The following is a 21,374-nucleotide window of genomic DNA, read 5'->3' on the forward strand; positions in this document are numbered from 1 at the left end:
TTGGCGCTTCTCCAAGTGACCCGCCGTCAGGGCGGAACCAATAGCCGCCGTTACCGCAGAAACGGATATGCCCCCAACCCCAACCCAAAAACGGTCTTAAGTGAACAGCATTATCCGCGTGTGCGGGGCGTTTTTTCTGCAGGGACGGTCAGTTTTTATCGAGGTCGACGTTTTTCGTCTCACGCAGACAGATCATCCCCACCACGAGGCTCACTGCGGTGATCACCACCGGGTACCAAAGTCCGTAGAAAATATCCCCGGTGTACACCACCAGGGCGAACGACACCGTCGGCAGGAAGCCGCCGAACCAGCCATTGCCGATGTGGTAGGGCAGGGACATCGAGGTGTAGCGGATGCGCGTCGGGAACAGTTCGACCATCAGCGCCGCCAGCGGGCCGTAGCACATGGCGGAGATAATGATCAGCGCGACGATCAGCGCCACGATCATCGGTTTGTTGACCAACTGGGTATCGGCTTGTGACGGATACCCGCCCAGGGTCACGGCGCCGCGCAGTGCCGCTTCATCGTAGCCATCGATTTTCACTTCGCCGACGCTCACCTGCACGGCACTGCCAGCCGGGGCCGCTTCGCTGGTGTAAGGCAGGCCTTGTTTCACCAGGAAGGTTTTGACCTTGTCGCAGGGGCTGTCAAATTTCGCCTTGCCCACCGGGTCGAACTGGAAGGTGCAGGTGGCCGGGTCCGCCAGCACGGTGATCGGTGCCTGGCGGCTGGCCTGGTCGATGGCCGGGTTGGCGTAGTGGGCGATGGATTTGAAAATCGGGAAGTACAGCGCAGTGGCCAGCAGCAGGCCGATCATCAGCACCGGTTTGCGCCCGACCTTGTCCGACAGCCAGCCAAAGAAAATAAAGAACGGCGCGCCGATGATCACGCTGACGATCAGCAGGCTGTTGGCCAGGGCCGGGTCCATTTTCAGGAATTGGGTGAGGAAGAACAGCACGTAGAATTGCGCGGCATAGAAGGTCACCGCTTGCCCGGCGTTGATGCTGAACAGGGCGATCAGCACCACTTTGAGGTTTTCCCACTTGCCGAAGGAGTCGCGTAGCGGCGACTTGCAGAGCTTGCCTTCTTCTTTCATTTTCACGAAGGCCGGCGACTCGTGCAGGCTCATGCGAATCCAGGTCGAGATGCCCAGCAAAACGATCGAAAACAGAAACGGAATCCGCCAGCCCCAGACTTCGAACTGGTCACCGGTGAAATAGCGGCAACCGAGCACCACCAGCAGTGACAGCAACAAGCCGAGGGTGGCCGTGGATTGAATCCAGCTGGTGTGAAAACCACGTTTGCCGATTGGCGCGTGTTCGGCGACATACGTGGCAGCGCCGCCGTATTCACCGCCCAGGGCCAAGCCCTGAAGCATGCGCAACAACACCAGGATGATCGGCGCGGCGATGCCGATGCTGGCGTAGGTCGGCAGCAGTCCGACGCAGAAGGTTGCCAGGCCCATGAGGATGATGGTCGCCAGGAACGTGTATTTGCGTCCGATCATGTCCCCCAGCCGTCCGAACACCAGCGCGCCGAAAGGCCTGACGATGAAGCCGGCGGCGAACGCCATCAGGGCAAAAATGAACGCCGTGGTGTCGTTGACCCCGGCAAAAAACTGCTTGCTGATCACCGCCGCGAGGGCGCCATAGAGGAAAAAGTCGTACCACTCGAAAACCGTTCCGAGTGACGAGGCGAAGATGACTTTGCGGGTGTCGGGGCTGGTGTCGACGCTAAGCGTGGCGTCCAGCGGCTGAACATGTTCTGACATATCGGTATCCCTCACAGTGATTTTTTTTGTTGTTCCACTGGTGTTGCGTATTCCTTGCAGCGGGGTATTTCTACGTCGGTAAATCTGATGCGATCCCTTGTGGGAGCGGGCTTGCTCGCGAATGCGTCGTGCCAGTGCTCATCAATGTTGATGGTCTACCGCTTTCGCGAGCAAGCTCGCTCCCACAGGGGAGGGGTTAACAGTCAATGGGTTGAGGATCAGCTGTGCAGCCTTTTCGGCAATCATCAGCGTAGGCGAACAGGTGTTGCCCGAGGTGATGCGCGGCATGATCGAGGCATCGGCGATGCGCAGGCCAGGAATCCCGTGAACACGCAGCTCGGCGTCGACCACCGCGTCCACGTCGTTGCCCATGCGGCAGGTGCCCACCGGATGGAAAATCGTCGTGCCAATCCGCGCTGCGGCTTCGTGCAATTGTTCTTCGGTCTGCAAGCTGGCGCCGGGCAGGTATTCCACCGGTTTGAACGCCTGCAGGGCCGGTGCGGCAACGATACGCCGGGTCAGGCGAATCGCGTCTGCGGCGACCCGCAAGTCCTCCGGATGGCTCAGGTAATTGGGTTGGATCAGCGGTGCATCCTGCGCATTGGCCGAGCGAATCTCCACCCGGCCACGGCTTTGCGGCCGTAGATCGCAGACCGATGCGGTGAACGCGGGGAAGGCATGCAACGGCTCGCCGAAACGCTCCAGCGACAGCGGCTGCACGTGGTATTCGAGATTGGCCGAGGTTTGCTCCGGCCCGGATCGGGCAAACGCGCCGAGCTGACTCGGCGCCATCGACAGCGGGCCGCTGCGGTCATACAGGTAACGCAGGCCCATGCCCATCTTGCCCCACACACTGCCGGCGATCTGGTTCAGGGTGCGCGCGTTTTCCAGTTTGTAGATCAGCCGCAGTTGCAGGTGATCCTGCAGATTGCCGCCGACGCCGGGCAGCTCATGGGCCACGCCGATCCCGAGTTTTTCCAGGAGTGGGCGAGGGCCGATCCCCGAGCGTTGCAGAATGCTCGGCGAGCCAACGGAGCCGGCGCACAGGACGATTTCCTTGCGAGCCTTGAAGGTTTTCGCCTGACCCTGATAGCGCGCGCTGACCGCCGATGCACGACCGTTTTCCAGCAGCACGCGATCAACGTCGACGTCGGTCAATATGGTGAGGTTGGGGCGGTTGCGCACCGGTTTGAGAAACGCCTTGGCCGCGTTCCAGCGAATCCCGGCCTTCTGATTGACCTGAAAATAGCCGCAGCCTTCATTGTCGCCCTGGTTGAAGTCATCGATGCTGGCGATGCCGCTTTGCTCGGCGGCACTGCGAAACGCGTCCAGAATCGGCCACGACAACCGCTGACGCTCGATCCGCCATTCCCCGGCAGCGCCGTGAAACTCCGAGTCGCCGGCAAAATGGTTTTCGCTTTTCTTGAACAGCGGCAGGACATCGTCCCAACTCCAGCCCGGGTTGCCGTCGGCGGCCCAGCCATCGTAGTCGCCCGCCTGGCCACGCATGTAGATCATGCCGTTGATCGAGGAGCAGCCGCCCAGTACTTTGCCGCGCGGGTAACTCAAGGCACGACCTTGCAGGCCCGGTTGCGCTTCGGTCTTGAAGCACCAGTCGGTGCGCGGGTTGCCTATGCAGAACAGGTAACCGACGGGGATGTGAATCCACGCATAGTTATCGCGGCCACCGGCTTCGAGCAGCAACACCCGGTGTTGCGGGTTGGCCGACAGCCGATTGGCCAACAAACAACCGGCCGGTCCGGCGCCAACCACGATGTAGTCGAATTCATCAAGGGAAGTCTGCATCCCTGACCTCGTATTGTTGTTCTTGTTGTCGGTCATCCTAGTTGTTAGCTTTCGTCAAAAGAATGTTAGTTTTTGCGCAGCCGCTGTGCGTTTTTAAACAGCGCCTCCAACAGCGTAGACCCAAGGACGACTCATGTTCGACTGGAATGACCTGCGGTTTTTTCTCGAATTGCAACGCAGCGGGCGTTTGCTCACCGCCGCCCGCCGTTTGAACACCACGCATGCCACCGTGGCCCGACACATCGAAGCCATCGAGAAGAGCCTCGGCACGGCGTTGTTCGTCCAGCATGCCCAAGGCTATGAGCTGACCCCGGCGGGCGAAGCGTTGCTCAAACATGCCGAAGCCATGGAAAACGTCGCGTTGCTGGCCCAGGAAGAAATCACCCAGTCCACCGCGCCGCTGGGCAAGATCCGCGTTGGCGTGACGGAAGGGCTGGGGATCATGTTCCTCGCCAGCCGCATGAACGGGCTGTTCGAACGTTATCCCGGGCTGGAAGTAGAGCTGGTGGCGGTGCCGCGCTTCGTCAGCATCCTCAACCGCGAAGCCGAGATCAGCATCCACCTCGAACGCCCGGCCGCCGACATGCTGGTCACGCGCAAACTCACCGACTATCGACTGGCGTTGTATGCCAGCCAGGCCTACCTCGACCAGGCACCGCCGCTGCACAGCCGCGAAGACCTGGGGCGCCACGCCTGGATCGGCTATGTCGACGATTTGCTGTTCAGCCAGGAACTGATGTTCCTCAACAGCTTTTGCCGCAATCCGCGGGTGGTGTTCCACAGCACCAGCGTCATCGCCCAGCAACAGGCGGCCCGTTCGGGACTGGGTATTGCGGTGTTGCCGTGCTACATGGCCAGTGCCGATCCGCAGTTGGTGCCGCTGCTGCCGGATGAAAATATCCTGCGCAGCTACTGGATCAGCACCCGGCGCGAGCTGCACAAATCGGTCAGGCTGCGGGTGCTGTGGGATTACGTGGTGGCGTTGTGCGAGGCGGAGCAGGCGCTGTTATTGAGATAGTCCTCCCGGGGCTCTGATCCGGTTTTTCCATCGTTATCTGCATCTGTTATGCATAACGCCTGCAGCTCACAATGACGCCACGGTCCGCAGTCGCGCAGCCACTGCACCGTAAACTCATTATGTAGGAGGCCCTATGGGCAAGATGGCGATTTTCCTCGGTGGATTTCTGTTGTTAACCATTTTGATTGGAGCCCTGGCCACCATCTCTCCTGCGTAGTTCCTTGGCGCACGCTACGCAGAACGCGACGCCTCCACGTTGGGAGGCGTTTGAACAAAGTCCCTTCAAGCATCTGCCCGCCAGCGCCGCGCCTGCACGACCAATGCCGGTGCAAAGTGCAGCACGACCATGCGCATCAAGTGATGCGTGAGGATGAACACCACGTTCAGACCGCCGCTGAACGCGACGATGGCGATGGTCTCGATGGCGCCCGGCATGTAGGCCAGCCACAACGACAAGGGATCGCTGCCCAGCACCCGTGCGGCCACGCCTGCAAACGCTGTTGCGATCAGCAACATCAGGGCAATCGACATCAGTCCGGCGCGGCCGTGGCGGACCAGTTCCCCGAGGGTGATGTCCTTGAATTTCGAGCCGATCAGCATACCCAGCAGGACTGTGGCCGAGTCGACACTCCATTGTGGCAGGTGGAAGTCCTGAAGATAGCCGACCTTGAGCGAGATCCCGGTGAGGACGATGGCGGTGAGCATGAACGGTGCGGGCACGCCGGCCTTCAACAGCAAGCGCCCGAGCAACAGGCACAAGGCAATCAGCGACAGCAGGGTCAACACAGTGCTCATGACCAGCGGGCTGCTTTGGGCAAGCACCGTGTCGGTGTGTCCGGGAATGCACACACTCACCAGCACGGTGATCGACAGCAGGCGGATCAGGTGCACGACAATCACTTTGCCGGACGCGCGTTCGGATTCAAGCAAGTCGAACACGGCAGCGAGTGCACCGGGGTACACGGCCAATAGCGAGTCTTTCAAATTCCAGCCCGAAACCCGGAACAACCAGAAGCCGGCCAAGCTACTTTGAACCATCAGGCACAGCAGCATGAAACCGAGACTGGGGAGCATGGCGGCGGCGGTGTGGCTGTCCCATGACTTGAACATCAAACCGGTGGCAATGCCCAATACGATCTGCACATAACCCAGACTGAAGGGCAGCGCAGGGGAAAAACGCAGGTTGCTGGCGATTAACGCGGTCGCGAGTATCGAGCCCAGCAACAGGCCGTGGGGGACACCGGCGTGTTGCAGCGCCGTGCCGACGCCGATGGCGATCAGCAAACACAACAGGGTTTTCATGGGGGCTTCCTTGATTCGTGAATTAGCCAGCGCGTCCATCCGGGCCATTCACGTTTTCCCATTTAATCAGCCGACGCGTCAAGCACGCCTGTTGCGATGGTGTCATCCCGGTGAATCCTGCAGGAGCCGGATGCTGACGAGGTGCCTTTGGCCGGGGCACTCGCTGGCAGCCAGCTCCAACAGGGGAGAGCGGGTATCAGTCGACGACATGCATCAACTGCTGCACCCCCTCCCACGCTTCAGCGCGCATGCGTTCCAGATCCAGTCCCGGAATCACCCCGTCGTCGACCACCAGCCGCCCACCGATCATGCTGTAGCGCACGGCAATCGGCTCACCGGCAACCACCGGCGCAATCGCGAGATCATGGAAACCAAAGAACCGTGGATGATCGAGACCATAGATCACCAGGTCCGCCGCCTGGCCAATTTCCAGCGTTCCGACCGATCCCAGCCCCAACACCTGCGCGCCGCCGGCCGTGCCCCAATGAATCACCTCTTCGGCGGTGGTGGCTGAAGCCCCTTGTTCGGCCCGATGAATCAACCACGCCGTGTGCGCTTCACCGACCATACTCCCGGACTCGTTGGACGCCACGCCATCGACCCCGAGGGATATCGGCACCCCGGCCTCTTGCATTTGTGGCACTGGCGCGATGCCGCTGCCCAAGCGTGCGTTGCTCACCGGGCAATGAGCAATGCCGGTGCCGGTTTGCGCGAGCATGCGGATTTCCGCCGGTTGCAAATGCACCGCGTGGGCGAACCAGACATCCGGACCGAGCCATTCATGCTCGGCGACGAATTCCACCGGCAGGCAGTTGTATTTTTCACGGCAGAAATTGACGTAGTTCTGTGTTTCCGAAAGGTGCGTGTGCAGGCGCAAGCCGAGGCCGCGAGCGGTGTGGGCAAGCTCTCGCAGCAAGGTCGGCGGCAGGGAGAAGGTTGGAGTCGTCGGCGCCACCACCACGCGACGCATCGCATCCGGGGTGTCCTGGTGATACAGCGATTTGAGCCGTTCGATGTCGCCGACCATCTGATCAAGCGTCTCGGGTTGCAGTGCCGTTTTTGAGAATCCCGGATGAGCGCTGGCGGATTCCAGTGCACCGCCGCGGCACAGAACAAAACGCATGCCGAACGTCTCAGCGGTGTTGAACAGCAGGTCGCCGGTCTCGGTAGTGCCGTTGGCGTGATAAAGGTAATGGTGATCGGCGCAGGTCGTTACCCCCGACAACAGCAGCTCGGCCATGCCCAAGCGTGCGGCGATCTGCGCCAGTTGTGGGGTAAAACGGTTGAGGCGCGGGTAAGGCACGCTGGCCAGCCAGCCTTGCAGGTCTTGATTCATCCCTTCGGGCACGGCTTTGAGCAGGTTTTGAAACAGGTGATGATGGGTGTTGATCCAGCCTGGGTAGACCACCGAGTGGCTGGCATCAATCACCCGTTCGCCGGGGTGTGCCACCAAGCCTGTGGCCATTTCAGCGATGCGACCGTTGACGATGCGGATGTCTACGTTACCGGCCCGGGCGCGCGGACCGCGCAGGCCGGTCATCACCGCGGCCGGGTTTTTGATCAGGATGTCTTGAAGTCGAGTCATGTGCTTCTCCAGTCAAAGGCTGTGGGGGGCAGGCTTGGTGGCTGTGCTGTCGGCAACGCTGACGCCGTTGAGCGCCGCGTTGAGCAGCACCGACACCAGGCAGGCAATCACCACGCTGCTGTGCAGGAACGGCTGCGACCACTCGGGCATTTGTTTGAACAGGGCCGGCGCCAGCACCGGCACCAGGGCGGCAGCGATGGTGAAACCGACGATCAATACGTTGAAACGGTTGTGCTCGTAATCGACTTTGGCCAGGGTTTGAATGCCCGCAGCGGCGACCACGCCGAACATGGCAATCCCGGCACCGCCAAGGGCCGCCGTCGGCATCGACGCGATAATCGCCCCGGCTTTGGGCACCAACGCCACGCAACACATCAATAAACCGCTGATCGCCACCACCCAGCGACTGCGCACGCCGGTCAGAATCACCAGCCCGACGTTCTCCATGAAGGCAATGAACGGAAACGCGGCGAACATCCCGGCGATGGTGCTCGCCAGGCCATTGGCGCGCAGGCCGTTGATCACCTGTTTTTCTTCCACTGGTTTGTCGACGATGTCGCCGATGGCCACGAACAGCCCCATGGACTCGACCATCTGCACGATCATCACCACGATGATGGTGGCAATCGGGATCAGGCTGAAGGTCGGCAGGCCGAAGTAGAACGGGTAGGGCACGGTGAACCAGGGTGATTGCTGCACGCTGTGAAAACTGCCCATGCCCAGGCTATAAGCCAGTCCCGCGCCCACCAGCATTCCGATCAGCACCGCCATGTTGCGCAACATCGGCCCGCCGTAGCGGTTGATCAACAGGATGGTCGTGAGTACCACGGCGGCGACGGCAAGGTAGGCCGGCGCCCCGAAATCGCTGGCGTTGCGGCCACCCCCGACCCACTCATAGGCAATCGGGAATAGCTGTAGACCAATCACGGTGACAATGCAGCCGGTGACCACGGGCGGAAAGTAGCGGCGCAATCGGCCCACGAACGGCGCGACCAGCATCGTAAAGATCCCCGCGCCGATCACTGCCCCGCAGACTCCGGCGAAACCCACCTGCGGGTTGGTGCCGATGGCGATGACCGGGCCGACACTGCTGAACGCCACACCCTGCAAGATCGGCAAACGCACGCCGAATTTCCAGAAGCCGACGGTTTGCAAAAGCGTGGCAATGCCAGAGCAAAACAAGGTGGTGCTGATCAGCACCACGGTATCGGCCTGGGACATTTTCAGGGCGCTTGCGACAATCAACGGCACGGCAATGGCGCCGATGTACGAGACGGCCATGTGTTGCAGGCCGAGGGTGAGCATTTGCCGGACCGGCAGAATCTGGTCGACCGGGTGGACGGTGGAAGGGGTTTTTGATGGGGATGTGGCTGACGACATGGGGAAACACCTCTAGCTGTTGTTATTCGGTACAGAGGGGTATTCGTTCTGCGTGCCCGGAGCCGCCATCCACCGGCTCCGATGCCGTTCTTTCAGCCTGCCAGGCAGGCGGCAAAGCCCTGGTTCAGCGCCGCGCGGTCCAGGTCGCGGCCGATGAACACAATCTTGCTGGAGCGTGGTTCCGTGCCCCATGCGGTGGAGGCCCGGAACTCGACCAGGCTGTGGACACCTTGCAGCACGTAGCGCTGATCCTGATCCGCGACAGCCAGCACACCTTTCATGCGATAAAGGTTGTCGGCCTGCTCAGTGCGCAATGCGCTGATCCACTGGTGGAAGGCGAGCAGATTCACCGCGCCTTCCACGGCAATGCCGACTGACGTCACGCTCGGGTCGTGGTCGTGATCCAGATCCGGGTGATGTTCGTGGGCGTGGTGATCGTGTTCAGCGCCGATTTCCATCAGCTTCTGCGTTGACTCAAAGGCACCTATGCCGAGGATCTTCGTCAGGTCGATCTGCGCGTAGCTGGACGTCACCAGCTGCGCCGTGGCGTTCAACCCGCGAATCTTGCCCCGCAGCGCGGTGACGTCGTCCTTGCTCACCAGATCGACCTTGTTGATCACGATGCGGTCGGCGCAGACGATCTGGTCCACGGCCTGGTTGTCCACGCCGTCGAGGTGCAAATCTTCCAGATGCTGGGCGATGTGCTTGGCATCGACCATGGTTACGATGGCGTCCAGTTCCACTTCATCGGCGATCGGGTCGTTGATGAAGAAGCTCTGTGCTACCGGGTATGGATCGGCCAGGCCGCTGGTTTCGATCAGGATGTGATCGAGTCTTACCGGGCGAGCCACCAGTTCGCGGACGATGCGCACCAGGTCTTCGCGGACTTCGGCGGTGCAGCACACGCAACCGTTGACCATCTCGTAGATTTCTTCGGTCTCGGAACTGAGCACCAGGTCACCGTCGATGCCGACTTCTCCGAATTCGTTTTCGATCACGGCAATCTTGCGCCCGTGGTTTTCCTTGAGGATGTAGTTGAGAAGAGTGGTTTTGCCGGCACCGAGGAAACCGGTGAGGATGGTCACCGGGATTTTGCGGTTCGGGGTCGGGGCGTTGAATGGAAGGTTCATGTAGAGCTCCTTGATGACTGATCGATTTGCCGGGTGAGATTTTTTTTGGGGTGCGGGATTGCTCGCGAAGCGGTGGATCAGCCGATACCCCTGCGAACTGCTTTGGCTTCATCGCTTGCGCAGGGTTTCGGGGCTTCACCCCAGCGCAGCGCAGTCCCGGCGTCGAGGCCAAACAGGTCGAGGACACGGCCGAGGCTGTGATCGACCATTTGCGAAAGGTTCTGAGGGCGGGCGTAGAACGCCGGAACCGGTGGGGCGATGATCCCGCCCATCTCGGTGACAGCGGTCATGTTGCGCAGGTGGGCGAGGGTCAGCGGCGTTTCCCGGGCCATCAGCACCAAGGTGCGGCGCTCTTTCAAGGTGACGTCGGCAGCGCGGCCTATCAGCCCTGAAGAGGTGCCGGTGGCGATCTCTGCCAGAGTGCGCATCGAACATGGCGCGACCACCATGCCCAGGCAGCGGAACGATCCGCTGGCGATCCCGGCGGCCACATCGTCGGCGCGGTGGCAGTGGCTGGCCAATGCGCTGACGTCGGCCAGCTTGTAGTCGGTTTCATGGGCCATGGTCAGCAGCGCAGCACGGCTGATGATCAGGTGGCTTTCGATGTTCAGTTCAGCCAGCAACTCCAGCAGTCTTACGCCGTAGATGAACCCTGACGCGCCACTGATGCCGACGACCATGCGCTGGCGGTTCATGATGGATACTTCTTCAGCAGCGTCAGTGCGCGCTCGACCACCTGCTGATCCAGCTGCGCCTTGATGCCGTCGAATCCCGATCCACGCGTGGCGTCCAGCCCCATGCGCGAGGTGGTGCCATTGACCGAGGACGAAGGGTCCAGCGGACTGCCGGGTAGACCGTCGATGACGAAAATATCCTGATGGGGCTGAAAGTGTGTGGCCAGCGCCCAGAGCACATGACTGTCGTCGCTGATGTCGATATCGCTGTCCACCGCGATCACGGTCTTGAGGTAGGGGTCCCAGCCGAGCAGGGCGAGCATGATCTGCCGCGCCTCGCCGTCACGGCTTTGATCCAGTGCCACATAGCAATGAAAATGCGTGCCGGAGTTGGGGTAATGCACGGCAGTGACAGCGGGGAAGCGGGCCTTGAGTTTTTCGCTCATCTCCGCTTCCCGTGGCAGCCGCGCCAGGGTCAGGTGTTCGGCGTAACGCCCGCCGACCACGTCCACCAGCCAGGCGTCCTTGCGCCGCATCAGCGTGTCGACCCGCAGCACGTTATTGGTTGAGCGATCTGAGGAATAGCCACTGAACTCACCGAACGGACCTTCTTCGGCATAGGCCGCCGGGTCGATGGCGCCTTCGAGTACAAACTCGGCAAATGCCGGTACGCCGATACCGTAGAGCGGGGTCTTGACCAATTCCAGCGGGGCGCCGAACAGGCCGCCGGCCACCGCGCGTTCATCACTGCCGAACGGCAAGCGTGCAGCGGCGGCAAGCATGAACAACGGATGGGCACCGACCACCATGGCCACACGCAATTCTTCGCCGCGCTCGCGGGCGGTTTGCAGCATGCGCCACAAGTGGCCACGCGAATGCAGGCTGGTAGCGAGGGTCTGGCGGGCGTGGCGCATGGAACGGTGGTAGCTCATGTTGGCGATGCCGGTGACCGGGTCCTCGGCGATGATGATGGCGTTGGTAATGTACGGGCCACGGTCGCTGTCGAAGTGTTTGAGCATTGGCAGCAGCGCCAGGTCCACGGCTTCGCCTTCGAAGATTTCGTCCAGTACCGGTCCGGTTTCAACGTAACGCGGGGCGATGGGGTTATTGGCGCGTGCCTGAAAGGTTTCGTGCAACTGCGCCGGGGCAACCCCGAACATTCGTGCGATGCGGGTTCGGGAGGCGAACAGGTTGGTTGCGACCGGCACACCGAGATGGCCGACGTTGTCGCAGATCAGCAGCGGATCGCGACCTTGTGAGGCGAGGGCATCGACCAGGGCAGTGACGTCCTGGTCGGCGGACAGTTTTTCGTGAACGGTCAGCACATCGTCCGGGTATTGGCGGCGATAGGCGTCGATGAAATCGTGGAAATCCTGGGTATCGCCGAGCGTGGAGAGGGTCATGGTTTCACCTCGTAAAAAGCAGGCGCGCAGGGGATCGGCGACGTTCGATCGACAAACCGTTGGCCTGCCGGTCGATCGAACGCCGGTTCATCTGTACGCCTGAAAGGTCGCTGTGCGCTTGTTTTAAAAAGCCTGGAGGTACGTCGTGGTCAGACGAATGTCCGCCTCGATCAGGTCCTTGGGTGGCGGTGTCGGTTCGATGCCGCACAACCGGGCGATGTTGTTGCCCAGGTAGTCCTCAAGGTGATCCTCATCGATCCCCAGGCCTTGCGGCGCAGGCGAACAAAGGACTTCGAGCTCGCGCAACCACATGCCCGGTTCGTTCGGCGGCGAATCGGTGCCGAAGACGATCTTGTTGCGTGGCAGATCCTTGGCGAATTCGACGATCCGCGACTGGAAACACCAACCGGATTCGCAGTACACGTTCGGCGTGTCCATGGCCATCCAGAACGCTTCGAAGGAGTAGTTGCCGCCGGTCTGAATGCCGAAGTGACCGATGATGAAATTGACCATCGGGAACTCGCGGATGATCGGGTAGAACATGGTCGGAATGGTGTACGGCCCGTCGCCCGTGTGGATCAGCACCACAATGTTGTATTTGGCGCAGACTTTCATCGCCGGCCGCAGCCAGTCCAGTGCCCGGTCCGGACGATAGCCGTGCATGTTGGCGTGCAGCTTGAGCATCTTGAAGCCGTATTCCTTGATGTGGAATTCCAGCTCTGCCGCACCGTTTTCCGGTCCCCAGCGCGGGTTGAAGTTGAAGTTGCCGATGAAGCGATCCGGGTATTTCACGCACAGTTCAGCGACGTAGGACATGTAGTCGCGTACGCCTTCGCGGCCCCGACGGTTGCCGTCGCGATAACCGGTGTTGCCCGGTGGCGGCTGGATGAAACCCATGTCGATGCGCCGTGGCTTGCCGTTGATCATGTACGGGCCGTCCATCAGCTTGAGCATGCGCTCGCCGGTGAACGGTTCGCCGGTGTGGCGCCAGGCCTCATCGACCAGGTTGGTGGGGTGCAGATGGGTATCGATAATCATCGGTTCAACTCCTGGCCAGCTGGGTGGTGACAGGGCGCTTCAACTGCGCCTCGGCTTCGGACACGGTTCGTGGTGGTGGGGTCGGTTCGAGGCCGATCATCCGTGCGGTATTGTTGCCCAGGTACTCTTCGAGGGTGTCCTCGTCCAGGTTCAGGCCTTGCGGTGGCTCATGGCAGAGCACTTCCAGCAGGCGCAGCCACATGCCCGGCTCGTTGGGAGGGGTGTCGGTCCCGAAGAGGATCTTGTGCGTCGGCAAGACCTTGGCGAACTCGACGATCCGCGATTGCAGGCACCAGCCTGATTCGCAGTAGACGTTGGGCAGCTCCATCGCCCATTGCATCGGTTCGAAGACATAGACGCCACCCGTCTGTACCCCGAAGTGCGCCATGATGAAATCGACGTTGGGGAATTCCTTGATCATCGGCACCCATTCTGACGGGATGCTGTAGGGGCCGTCGCCGGTGTGCAGCTTGACCGGGATGCCCAGCTCGGCGCATTTCTCGAAGGCCGGACGGACCCAGTCCAGCGCCCGGTCCGGGCGATAGGCGTGCATGTTGGCCTGCATCTGGACCATCTTGAACCCGTGTTCCTTGACGTAGCGCTCGATCGCCTCGACACCGTTTTCCACGCCGCAGCGCGGGTTGTAGACGAAGCAGCCAATGAAGCGATCCGGGTAGGTCTGCACCATCTTCAGTGTGTAAGCCATGTAGGCATCGATGGATTCGCGCCCGGTGAGGTCGCCGTCGGTCCAGGTGTAAATGGTGTTGCCTTGGGGCGGCTGGATGAAGGCTTTGTCGATGCGGCGAGGTTTGCCGTTGACCATGTACGGGCCATCCATCATCTCCAGCAGACGCTCGCCGGTGAAGGGGTCACCGTCATGCCTCCAGGCGAGGTCCACCAGGTCGGTGGGATAGCAACTGATATCGATGATCATTGAAGTCGATCTCCTGATAGCGGGGAAGGGAACCTTGCGGTTCGCAGCAGCCACGTCCCGGGCAATCGGCCATTTCTATGCGCACTGCTGCGCATTCCCTCGCCTGGTCGCATCCGGCTCGGGACGCTGTCTGCTTGGGGAGGAGTATTGGAAGGGGGGATCGGGTTCGTACAATATTAATTGGGCGAGGGGTTGATACCTGTTCGATATCGGGGAGGTTTTTGGTGATGGATGTGTGGCCCTTTTCGCGAGTGGGCTCGCTCCCCACTTGCGATCTTTTATGGGAGCGAACCTGCTCGCGATGACGTCAGCTAAGTGTCTGCCGAGCCAACGTCTTGATCACCTCAACCACCGGCGCCACCCGCTCGGCCTGACCCGGCGGCCATACCGCGTACAGGTTGTAATGCGCTGCAATCGTCGTGTCGTTCAGTGCCACCAAACGCCCCGAACGCAACGCATCAGCGGCCAGCAAACCGCGCACCAGGCCCGCGCCAATCCCGGCCTCGGCGGCGGCGATCAGGTTCGCCGCATTATCGAAAATCACGCGCGCGGCCGGCTCGCTCGGCGCCATGTCAGAGGCCTCCAGCCAGGGGATCCACGACCGGCGCGTATACCCCAACAACGGCAATTGCAACACCTGCGCAGGCGTCATGGGCACCTGTAAACCCTGTCGTTCCAACAGTGCGGGCGAAGCCACCGCGCGGACGCTGTCGCCACAAATCTGAGTCATCTCGCAGTCTTCCCAATCGCCATAGCCGTAGCGCAACGCCAAGTCGACCCGCTCGAATGAACTGCGATCCGAACGTGGCATCGACAGCAGGACCACTTCATGGTCGGGCAGCAAATCAAGCAGTTGCGGTAGCCGCGGATTGAGCCAGCTCTGCGCCAGTTCACTGTCGACATCCAGGGTCAGCCGTTGCGCGACGCTACGGTTTTTCACCGAGGACAGCGCCCGGTCGATCTGCGCGAGGCCATCGGACAGCACGCTGGCAAACAATTGACCGGCATCGGTCAGGTTGCTGCCGCCGCCTTCGCGAACGAACAGCGGCTGGCCGATGAAGTCTTCCAGGCTGCGGATTTGCTGGCTTATAGCGCTGTGGGTCAAGTCGAGTTTGCGCGCAGCGCTGGAAAAACTTCCGCTGCGAGCAGCCTGGATGAAGGCATTCATGGACTGCACCGACGGGTATCGCTTGTACATGCTGTTAGTCCTACTTACACAGGATGGCAGAAATCGTCGCTGGCCCGTTTTTGCGCAGGCTTCCAATAATCGGCGACCAGGCCCGCATAAAGACGGGCCGCTCTCTTGGAGCCTGACAATGATCGAATTCACGGTAAACGGCGAACGACACGAGCTGGTCGAGCCATCGCCCTCCATGCCCTTGTTATGGGTGTTGCGAGATCACTTGAAACTCACCGGCACCAAGTTCGGTTGCGGCATGGGCCTGTGTGGTGCCTGCACCGTGCACCTGGACGGTGTCGCGGTACGTTCCTGCCAACTGCCGGTCGCTGCCGTGGCGGGGCACCGCATCACCACCATCGAAGGCTTGTCGCCTACCGAACAGCATCCGCTGCAATTGGCCTGGGTTGCCGAAGATGTGCCGCAATGCGGTTACTGTCAATCCGGTCAGATCATGTCCGCTGCCGCGCTGCTCAACACCGGAGCGGCGGTCACCGATGACTCGATCCGCAACGCGATGTCCGGCAACCTGTGCCGCTGCGGCACTTACGCGCGAATCAACAAAGCCATCAAGCGCGCGGCCGCTGCGCCGAAGGAGGCGTGATGCCTTTTATCGACGACACTCAGGTTGAACCGTCGCGCCGCATTTTTCTCAAGCAGGCGATTACGCTCGCTTCCGGCCTGGCGATTGCGCTTTATCTGCCTTCGGGCCTGACCGCGACAGCGCCAAAGGCGCCAATGACTGCCGCTGAGTTCGAACCGAATGCCTGGGTTCGGGTGCTGCCCGACGGCACGGTAAAACTGGTGGTGCACAAGCACGATTCCGGCACTGGCACCCACACCGCGCTGGCCGCGTGCGTGGCCGAGGAACTGGACGTCAACCCGATGACCGTGCAGGTGATTTCTCCGGAAAATCCATTCTTCGAGGCCTACATTCACCCGGTCTGGAAGGTTTACTCGACCGGCGGCAGCACCAGCGTGTCGCTGGAATACGACCGGTTGCGCATGGCCGGCGCCACGGCCCGCGCATTGTTGATGACGGCGGCAGCTCAGCAGTGGAACGTCAGCCCCGACAGTTGCACAACCGAAGACGGTCGAGTGCTGCATGCCGCCAGTCGACGCAGCCTCGGTTACGGTGAATTGGCGGGGCTTGCTGCGCAGTTGTCCGCGCCAGACAAGGTCACCCTGAAGGACCCGGCGCAGTTCAAATACATCGGCAAGTTGCGGCAAAAACGGGATGCTGCGGCGAAGGTGTGCGGGCGCTTCAAATACAGCATCGATGTCGTGTTACCGCAGATGCTGGTGGCGGTGATTCAGCGCACACCGGTGATCGGTGCGACCGTGCTGAAAGTGGATTCCAGCGCTGCGCTGCAGGTGCCGGGCGTGCGCAAAGTGATCGCGATTGCGGGTCGGCCCGATGTCCTCGGTGGTAACCAGGAGGGTGTCGCCGTCCTGGCCGATAACTACTGGGCCGCGCATCAGGGGCGAGAGTTGCTGAACGTGCAATGGAGCGAGTCGCCACTCGCCGGGTTTGACAGTGATCAGCTGGCAACGGCGCAAGTATCGGCAATCGACGACAAGGCTGCGCAACGGGTGTCCGCCATGGCGGCGGGGGATGTCGCCGCGCAATGGCCGATTGCCGCGAAGTTGCTCGAAGCCGACTATCGCATGCCGTACAAGGTGCAAAACCCATTGGAGCCGGTGTGCATCACCGCGCAGGTGGCGGACAACGCCATCACCTATTGGGGCGGTGTGCAGGTGCCGTCGTCAGCGCTGGAAGCCGCACAAACGGTGTGCAACATCGCCAAGGATAAAGTCACCATCAATGAGACGGTGTCCGGAGGCAGTTTCGGTGCGCGGGAGGCCAAGTATTGGTTGTTCGAAGTGGCGTACCTGGCGCAACAGGCCAAGGTGCCGGTCAAGTTGATGAACAGCCGTGAAGACGAAATGCGTGCGCTGTTCATGCACCCGGCCACGTTGCATCGGGCCAAAGGCGCGTTGGACGCGCAGGGGCGATTGACCGCATTGCAACTCAACGCGGTGTCGCCCGCTTCGCCGGAGCAGTGGGAGCCTGGCTATTTCGAGCGCCCGGACCATATGGATTACAGCACCACCGAAGCCATCACCGCGTGGGATTTCGCCTATCGCCCGGCGAATCTGGACCTGGCCTGGGTCCGGCATGAAAGTAACGTGCCCAGCGGCTGGTATCGCTCGGTGAGCTTCATTCCCAACGTGTTCGCCGTGGAAAGCTTCATGGATGAACTGGCCCACGGTGCCGGGCAGGATCCTTTGGCTTTTCGCCTGGCCAATATGCACGATCGACCCCGGCACGTCGCGGTGCTCAAAAGCGCCGCCGAACGCGCCGGTTGGGGCCAGCCATTACCGCAAGGCACCGCATTGGGCATTGCCACCAATCAGGGCTACACCAGCTTCATCGCGGTGGTCGCCAAGCTGTCGAAAAAGGACGGTGTGATCAAGGTCGATAAGCTCACTTGCGTGGTCGATTGCGGCCTGGCCGTATCGCCGGGCGGTGTCGAAGAGCAGATCTACGGCGGCTTGATGTGGGGTTTGGGTCACGCGTTGTTCGACCGCATGGACATCAAGCAGGGCCGGGTGGTGCAGAGCAACTTCCATGACTATCGGGTGACACGCATGTCCGACATGCCGGCGGTGGACATCCTGCTGCTGGACGGTGAACCGGGCAAACCCGGTGGCGTCGGGGAACTGGGCAGCCCATCAGTGGCCCCGGCCATCGCCAATGCGCTGTTCAGCCTGACCGGAGTGCGCCAGCGCTCGACGCCACTGACCTTGGGATAAGCCGGCATGGACCTGCGATTACTGCGGTATTTCATGGCCCTTGCCGAAGAGCTGCACTTTGGCCGGGCTGCCACGCGCCTGCACATCTGCCAGCCGCCCTTGAGCCAGCAGATTCGTCTGCTGGAAGAAGAACTGGGGACGCCGCTGTTCGAGCGCAGTCATCACCGGGTCGAGCTGACAGCGGCCGGACACATGCTCAAGGAACAGGCACCGCTGGTGTTCGAACAACTGAACCGCGCGCTGGACCTGACACGCCAGACCGGTCGGGGGCAGTTGGGTGAGCTGGAAATCGGCATGATCAGTTCGGTGATGGTGGGCGTGCTGCCACGGGCCCTGCACCTGTTTCGCGAGCGTTATCCTCAGGTGTCATGGCGTCTGCATGAAATGACGCCGGCGGCACAGGTCATGGCGTTGAAGGAAAAACGCATCGATGCCTGTGTGTTTCGGGTCGGCTATGACGATCCTCAACTACGCAATGAACTGCTGATCTACGAACCGATTCGCGTGGTCATGCCCCATGATCATCCCTTGGCCCGACGCGAAACCCTGGCGCCAGCGGATCTTGCGCAGGAGCCTTTTGTGGCGCTGGAATTGAAGCAGTCGCGGTTTGCCGATTTTCTCTTTCAGTGCTGCATAAAGGCCGGATTCACCCCGCAAATCCGCCAACAGGTGATCGAGGTTCAAACCTTGCTCAGCCTGGTGCGGGCCGGTTTCGGCGTGGCGTTATTGCCAGCCTCCATCGAGCAGATGGCGCCGGCCGGGCTGGTGTTCCGCCGCCTGACGCCGGCGTTGCCGGAGGTGCCGTTGTACGCCACTTACCGCGCAGACGATGACTCGCCGGTGCTCAAGCTGTTTCTCGATACGTTGCGAGAGTTGATCGTTCAAGAGCGTGCTGGCCCAAGCATGGACGGTATCAATGCCAATTCCGTTTCCTGATCAAAAGCCAAAACAGGTAAAAAAATGGCCTATTTCTTCGCCCATTACTCGATTCCCCAGGCTGACCTCGAAGCGCTGATGATACAGGCGCGCCAAAACTCTTCTGACCAGGCTGTGGCCGCTTACTACGCGGCCAACAAGCCTCGTTTCGAAGCGATGTTCGAGAAAGGCGGGCAGCCAGTCAGCAGTCGGCAACCTTGATTGGTCGGGCGGAAAACTAATTGGCCGGGGCGGCATGTGACTTGTCGCTTCACCGGCAGCTATAGGGCGAACGCTGTTCGTCGCGAAAGGCTGATATTGACGAAAGTGGCTGTTGAACGACCGGCGCCTTCCAGCTCGGATACCACGCAGTCTGAATCGCATGCCGTGCTGCGCATTCCTTTTCCCGCTCAATGACTTTCTGGCCTCACAAGCACTGCAGCTTGCGCACGTGCTGTTCTTAAAGAGGGTCTGCACTCGCAGCCCCTCTGTGTTTCCGTCCTGCACGGCCATTCGTCCGGCACTCGCCTCAATTGCACCACTTACCGTCAATCACTCCATGGCAAAAAATTCACGAGCCCTGTTGACACATCAATTCGTTCAAATCTACTCTGCATACAGCGCTGCATACATGATGGCGCGCTCAGCTTAAACGCTTGAACCTTTCTGCCCAAGAAAAACTAAATATCGGTGAGGTCAACATGACACGGCTCTTCTCTTCCACCCTCCGCAAAATGCTCGTAGGCGTTTCTTTTCTTGGTGCGTTGTTAGCCCAAGCGCCTGCGAACGCAACAGATTCGACACTTTGGCAAGGCATTCAGAAGGCAGGTGTGCTGCGTTGCGGGGCCGCGGTGGCTGCACCGTACGTCATGCGCGATGCGCGTTCCGGTCAATACAGCGGTTACTTTGTGGATCTGTGCCGTGACTTCGGCGAGAGGGTTCTCAAGGTCAAGGTTGAGTTCGTGGACACGAACTGGGACAACCTGGTGGCGGGGCTTCAAGGCGGCAAATGGGATTTGGCCATGGCCCTGAATCAGACACCCGAGCGTGCGATGGCGGTGACCTTTTCGGTTCCAGCAACCGACTACCAGATTTCGCTTCTGACCAACAAAGACAATCCGAAATTTGCAGGCGCGGGCAATGCTGTGGCCGACTACGATAAGCCAGGCGTTTCGATGGCCGTGATGTCCGGCACGGCGGCAGATAAAGCAATCACTGCAGTGGTGAAGAACGCCACGATCATGCGTCTTCCTGGTATGGACGAAACACGCCTGGCCGTGATGTCCAAACGCGCGGATGTGCTGGTCGATGCCAGCGATACGAACCATCTCTTCGCAATCGCCAACCCTGACTGGACGAAGGAAGTATTGCCCGTGCCCGCCTTGGCAAAGCAGGGAGTGGCGTTCGGTCTTTCGCGTAATGCCACACCGTCTGACCTGCAAGTCCTGAATATCTATCTCACGCAACGTCGAGAAACAGGCGAGATCTCCGCGCTTGTTGATAAGGCGTCTGCACTCGCCAACGCTGGCGATAAAACCCCTCAGTAATTTTTCGACGATCCCGAGAACGGCTTTGATTTAGCGTTCTCCTGGAGACAGTTCTATGACCGCTCCTTATCTGGTGGCTGCTCAGCCGCAGGATTCGCTCACCCTTAATTCGGCCAAGGGCGACTTTATCCAGTTGCGTGATGTGTACAAATCGTATGGCGAAGGCTTGGTGGTGATGGATCACCTGGATCTCGACATGCGCTCGGATGATCGTCTGGTGATCATTGGCCCGAGCGGTAGCGGCAAGAGTTCGTTGCTGCGGGTCATGATGGGGCTTGAGAGTATTCAGGGAGGCAAAATCTTCTTTCGGGGCAAGCCGTACATTGACGGCTCAGCCCGAGGGGCCGGTAAGCCTCTGGATGCAAAATTGCAGGCTCAGGTCGGTATGGTTTTCCAGCACTACACCCTGTTCCCGCATCTTTCGGTCTTGGGCAACCTGATTCTTGCACCGATGAAAGTGCATGGTCTTTCCAAGGCTCAGGCGACAGAAAAAGCGCGTGTATTCCTCGCTCGACTGGGCCTGGAAAGCAAACTGAATGTTTATCCGAGTCAGCTATCAGGCGGGCAAAAACAGCGAGTGGCAATCGCCCGCGCCTTGATGCTGGAGCCAAAGCTGATGCTCTTCGATGAGGTCACCTCGGCGCTCGATCCCGAAATGGTCACCGAAGTGCAGAGCGTGATGATGCAATTGGCTGAAGAAAAAATGGCCATGATCATTGTCACGCACGACATGCACTTTGCCCGCAGCATCGCTTCGCGTGTTGTGTTCTGCGCCAACGGAAAAGTAGTGGAGCAAGGGCCGCCAGAGCAGATTTTCACTAAGCCCAGGGAGCCGCGAACCCGCGAGTTCCTGGAAAAAGTCCTGCACCTGGATTGA

Annotated in this window: 17 protein-coding genes and 1 pseudogene; 7 read left to right on the plus strand and 11 right to left on the minus strand. The window is 60.5% G+C overall.

The window, feature by feature from the left end; genetic code table 11:
• Positions 1–148: 148 nt before the first annotated feature.
• Entirely contained in the window at positions 149–1,771 is a 1,623-nt protein-coding gene (locus QRN31_RS29025) for an MFS transporter (protein ID WP_285436192.1), read from the minus strand.
• Between the two features lie 141 nt (positions 1,772–1,912).
• Complete coding sequence (locus tag QRN31_RS29030; protein WP_285436194.1) at positions 1,913–3,577, minus strand: GMC family oxidoreductase; 1,665 nt, start codon at positions 3,575–3,577, stop codon at positions 1,913–1,915.
• 133 nt (positions 3,578–3,710) lie between these two features.
• Here QRN31_RS29030 and QRN31_RS29035 point away from each other — a divergent pair, with 133 nt between their 5' ends.
• Positions 3,711–4,595 carry a LysR family transcriptional regulator gene (locus tag QRN31_RS29035; RefSeq protein ID WP_285436195.1) on the plus strand — a complete coding sequence of 295 codons (885 nt, stop codon included), beginning with the start codon at positions 3,711–3,713 and terminating at the stop codon, positions 4,593–4,595.
• A gap of 282 nt (positions 4,596–4,877) precedes the next feature.
• On the opposite strand, the gene QRN31_RS29040 is transcribed toward QRN31_RS29035, so the two are convergent.
• From QRN31_RS29040 to QRN31_RS29080, 9 genes are all read right to left on the minus strand, one after another.
• Positions 4,878–5,897: an AbrB family transcriptional regulator gene (locus tag QRN31_RS29040; RefSeq protein WP_285436196.1), complete on the minus strand. Its 1,020-nt coding sequence runs from the start codon at positions 5,895–5,897 to the stop codon at positions 4,878–4,880.
• Positions 5,898–6,093: 196 nt separating this feature from the next.
• Positions 6,094–7,482 carry an amidohydrolase family protein gene (locus QRN31_RS29045; RefSeq protein ID WP_285436198.1) on the minus strand — a complete coding sequence of 463 codons (1,389 nt, stop codon included), beginning with the start codon at positions 7,480–7,482 and terminating at the stop codon, positions 6,094–6,096.
• Positions 7,483–7,494: 12 nt separating this feature from the next.
• Positions 7,495–8,862, minus strand: a complete 1,368-nt coding sequence (locus QRN31_RS29050; protein WP_285436200.1) for a nucleobase:cation symporter-2 family protein — start codon at positions 8,860–8,862, stop codon at positions 7,495–7,497.
• A 92-nt stretch (positions 8,863–8,954) separates the two neighbouring features.
• Positions 8,955–9,992 (minus strand): CobW family GTP-binding protein, encoded by a 1,038-nt coding sequence (locus QRN31_RS29055; RefSeq protein ID WP_285436203.1) that lies wholly within the window; start codon positions 9,990–9,992, stop codon positions 8,955–8,957.
• A gap of 77 nt (positions 9,993–10,069) precedes the next feature.
• A complete protein-coding gene (locus tag QRN31_RS29060) occupies positions 10,070–10,687 on the minus strand; it encodes a UbiX family flavin prenyltransferase (RefSeq protein WP_285436204.1) in 618 nt (205 codons plus the stop codon).
• The gene (locus tag QRN31_RS29065) at positions 10,684–12,069 is read right to left on the minus strand and encodes a UbiD family decarboxylase (RefSeq protein WP_285436206.1); all 1,386 of its coding nucleotides are present in this window, start codon (positions 12,067–12,069) and stop codon (positions 10,684–10,686) included. Before QRN31_RS29065 ends, QRN31_RS29060 begins: the two co-directional genes overlap by 4 nt.
• A 123-nt stretch (positions 12,070–12,192) precedes the next feature.
• Complete coding sequence (locus QRN31_RS29070) at positions 12,193–13,107, minus strand: amidohydrolase family protein (protein ID WP_285436207.1); 915 nt, start codon at positions 13,105–13,107, stop codon at positions 12,193–12,195.
• Positions 13,108–13,111: 4 nt separating this feature from the next.
• A complete protein-coding gene (locus QRN31_RS29075; protein WP_150715251.1) occupies positions 13,112–14,041 on the minus strand; it encodes an amidohydrolase family protein in 930 nt (309 codons plus the stop codon).
• Between the two features lie 307 nt (positions 14,042–14,348).
• Positions 14,349–15,239 (minus strand): LysR substrate-binding domain-containing protein, encoded by an 891-nt coding sequence (locus QRN31_RS29080; protein WP_285436208.1) that lies wholly within the window; start codon positions 15,237–15,239, stop codon positions 14,349–14,351.
• A gap of 118 nt (positions 15,240–15,357) precedes the next feature.
• On the opposite strand from QRN31_RS29080, the gene QRN31_RS29085 reads away from it, so the two are divergent.
• The 6 genes and pseudogenes from QRN31_RS29085 (at position 15,358) to QRN31_RS29110 (ending at position 21,374) form a co-directional block, all read left to right on the plus strand.
• Positions 15,358–15,822, plus strand: coding sequence for a (2Fe-2S)-binding protein (locus QRN31_RS29085; protein ID WP_285436210.1), 465 nt, complete (start codon positions 15,358–15,360; stop codon positions 15,820–15,822).
• The gene (locus QRN31_RS29090) at positions 15,822–18,035 is read left to right on the plus strand and encodes a xanthine dehydrogenase family protein molybdopterin-binding subunit (protein WP_285436212.1); all 2,214 of its coding nucleotides are present in this window, start codon (positions 15,822–15,824) and stop codon (positions 18,033–18,035) included. Before QRN31_RS29085 ends, QRN31_RS29090 begins: the two co-directional genes overlap by 1 nt.
• A 6-nt stretch (positions 18,036–18,041) precedes the next feature.
• Positions 18,042–18,971 carry a LysR substrate-binding domain-containing protein gene (locus QRN31_RS29095; RefSeq protein WP_285436214.1) on the plus strand — a complete coding sequence of 310 codons (930 nt, stop codon included), beginning with the start codon at positions 18,042–18,044 and terminating at the stop codon, positions 18,969–18,971.
• Between the two features lie 21 nt (positions 18,972–18,992).
• A pseudogene (locus QRN31_RS29100) lies at positions 18,993–19,172 on the plus strand (glycine betaine ABC transporter substrate-binding protein); the annotation flags it as partial.
• A gap of 434 nt (positions 19,173–19,606) precedes the next feature.
• A complete protein-coding gene (locus QRN31_RS29105; RefSeq protein ID WP_285436216.1) occupies positions 19,607–20,497 on the plus strand; it encodes a transporter substrate-binding domain-containing protein in 891 nt (296 codons plus the stop codon).
• A 55-nt stretch (positions 20,498–20,552) separates the two neighbouring features.
• A complete protein-coding gene (locus tag QRN31_RS29110) occupies positions 20,553–21,374 on the plus strand; it encodes an amino acid ABC transporter ATP-binding protein (protein WP_285436218.1) in 822 nt (273 codons plus the stop codon).

The sequence above is a fragment of the Pseudomonas sp. fls2-241-R2A-110 genome (assembly GCF_030209165.1).
Taxonomy (GTDB): Bacteria; Pseudomonadota; Gammaproteobacteria; order Pseudomonadales; family Pseudomonadaceae; genus Aquipseudomonas.

Bases quoted from the DNA above. Each gene is read 5' to 3' on its own strand.
- QRN31_RS29025 (WP_285436192.1), bottom strand. From the start codon at position 1,771: ATGTCAGAACATGTTCAGCCGCTGGACGCCACGCTTAGCGTCGACACC.
- QRN31_RS29030 (WP_285436194.1), bottom strand. From the start codon at position 3,577: ATGCAGACTTCCCTTGATGAATTCGACTACATCGTGGTTGGCGCCGGA.
- QRN31_RS29035 (WP_285436195.1), top strand. From the start codon at position 3,711: ATGTTCGACTGGAATGACCTGCGGTTTTTTCTCGAATTGCAACGCAGC.
- QRN31_RS29040 (WP_285436196.1), bottom strand. From the start codon at position 5,897: ATGAAAACCCTGTTGTGTTTGCTGATCGCCATCGGCGTCGGCACGGCG.
- QRN31_RS29045 (WP_285436198.1), bottom strand. From the start codon at position 7,482: ATGACTCGACTTCAAGACATCCTGATCAAAAACCCGGCCGCGGTGATG.
- QRN31_RS29050 (WP_285436200.1), bottom strand. From the start codon at position 8,862: ATGTCGTCAGCCACATCCCCATCAAAAACCCCTTCCACCGTCCACCCG.
- QRN31_RS29055 (WP_285436203.1), bottom strand. From the start codon at position 9,992: ATGAACCTTCCATTCAACGCCCCGACCCCGAACCGCAAAATCCCGGTG.
- QRN31_RS29060 (WP_285436204.1), bottom strand. From the start codon at position 10,687: ATGAACCGCCAGCGCATGGTCGTCGGCATCAGTGGCGCGTCAGGGTTC.
- QRN31_RS29065 (WP_285436206.1), bottom strand. From the start codon at position 12,069: ATGACCCTCTCCACGCTCGGCGATACCCAGGATTTCCACGATTTCATC.
- QRN31_RS29070 (WP_285436207.1), bottom strand. From the start codon at position 13,107: ATGATTATCGATACCCATCTGCACCCCACCAACCTGGTCGATGAGGCC.
- QRN31_RS29075 (WP_150715251.1), bottom strand. From the start codon at position 14,041: ATGATCATCGATATCAGTTGCTATCCCACCGACCTGGTGGACCTCGCC.
- QRN31_RS29080 (WP_285436208.1), bottom strand. From the start codon at position 15,239: ATGTACAAGCGATACCCGTCGGTGCAGTCCATGAATGCCTTCATCCAG.
- QRN31_RS29085 (WP_285436210.1), top strand. From the start codon at position 15,358: ATGATCGAATTCACGGTAAACGGCGAACGACACGAGCTGGTCGAGCCA.
- QRN31_RS29090 (WP_285436212.1), top strand. From the start codon at position 15,822: ATGCCTTTTATCGACGACACTCAGGTTGAACCGTCGCGCCGCATTTTT.
- QRN31_RS29095 (WP_285436214.1), top strand. From the start codon at position 18,042: ATGGACCTGCGATTACTGCGGTATTTCATGGCCCTTGCCGAAGAGCTG.
- QRN31_RS29110 (WP_285436218.1), top strand. From the start codon at position 20,553: ATGACCGCTCCTTATCTGGTGGCTGCTCAGCCGCAGGATTCGCTCACC.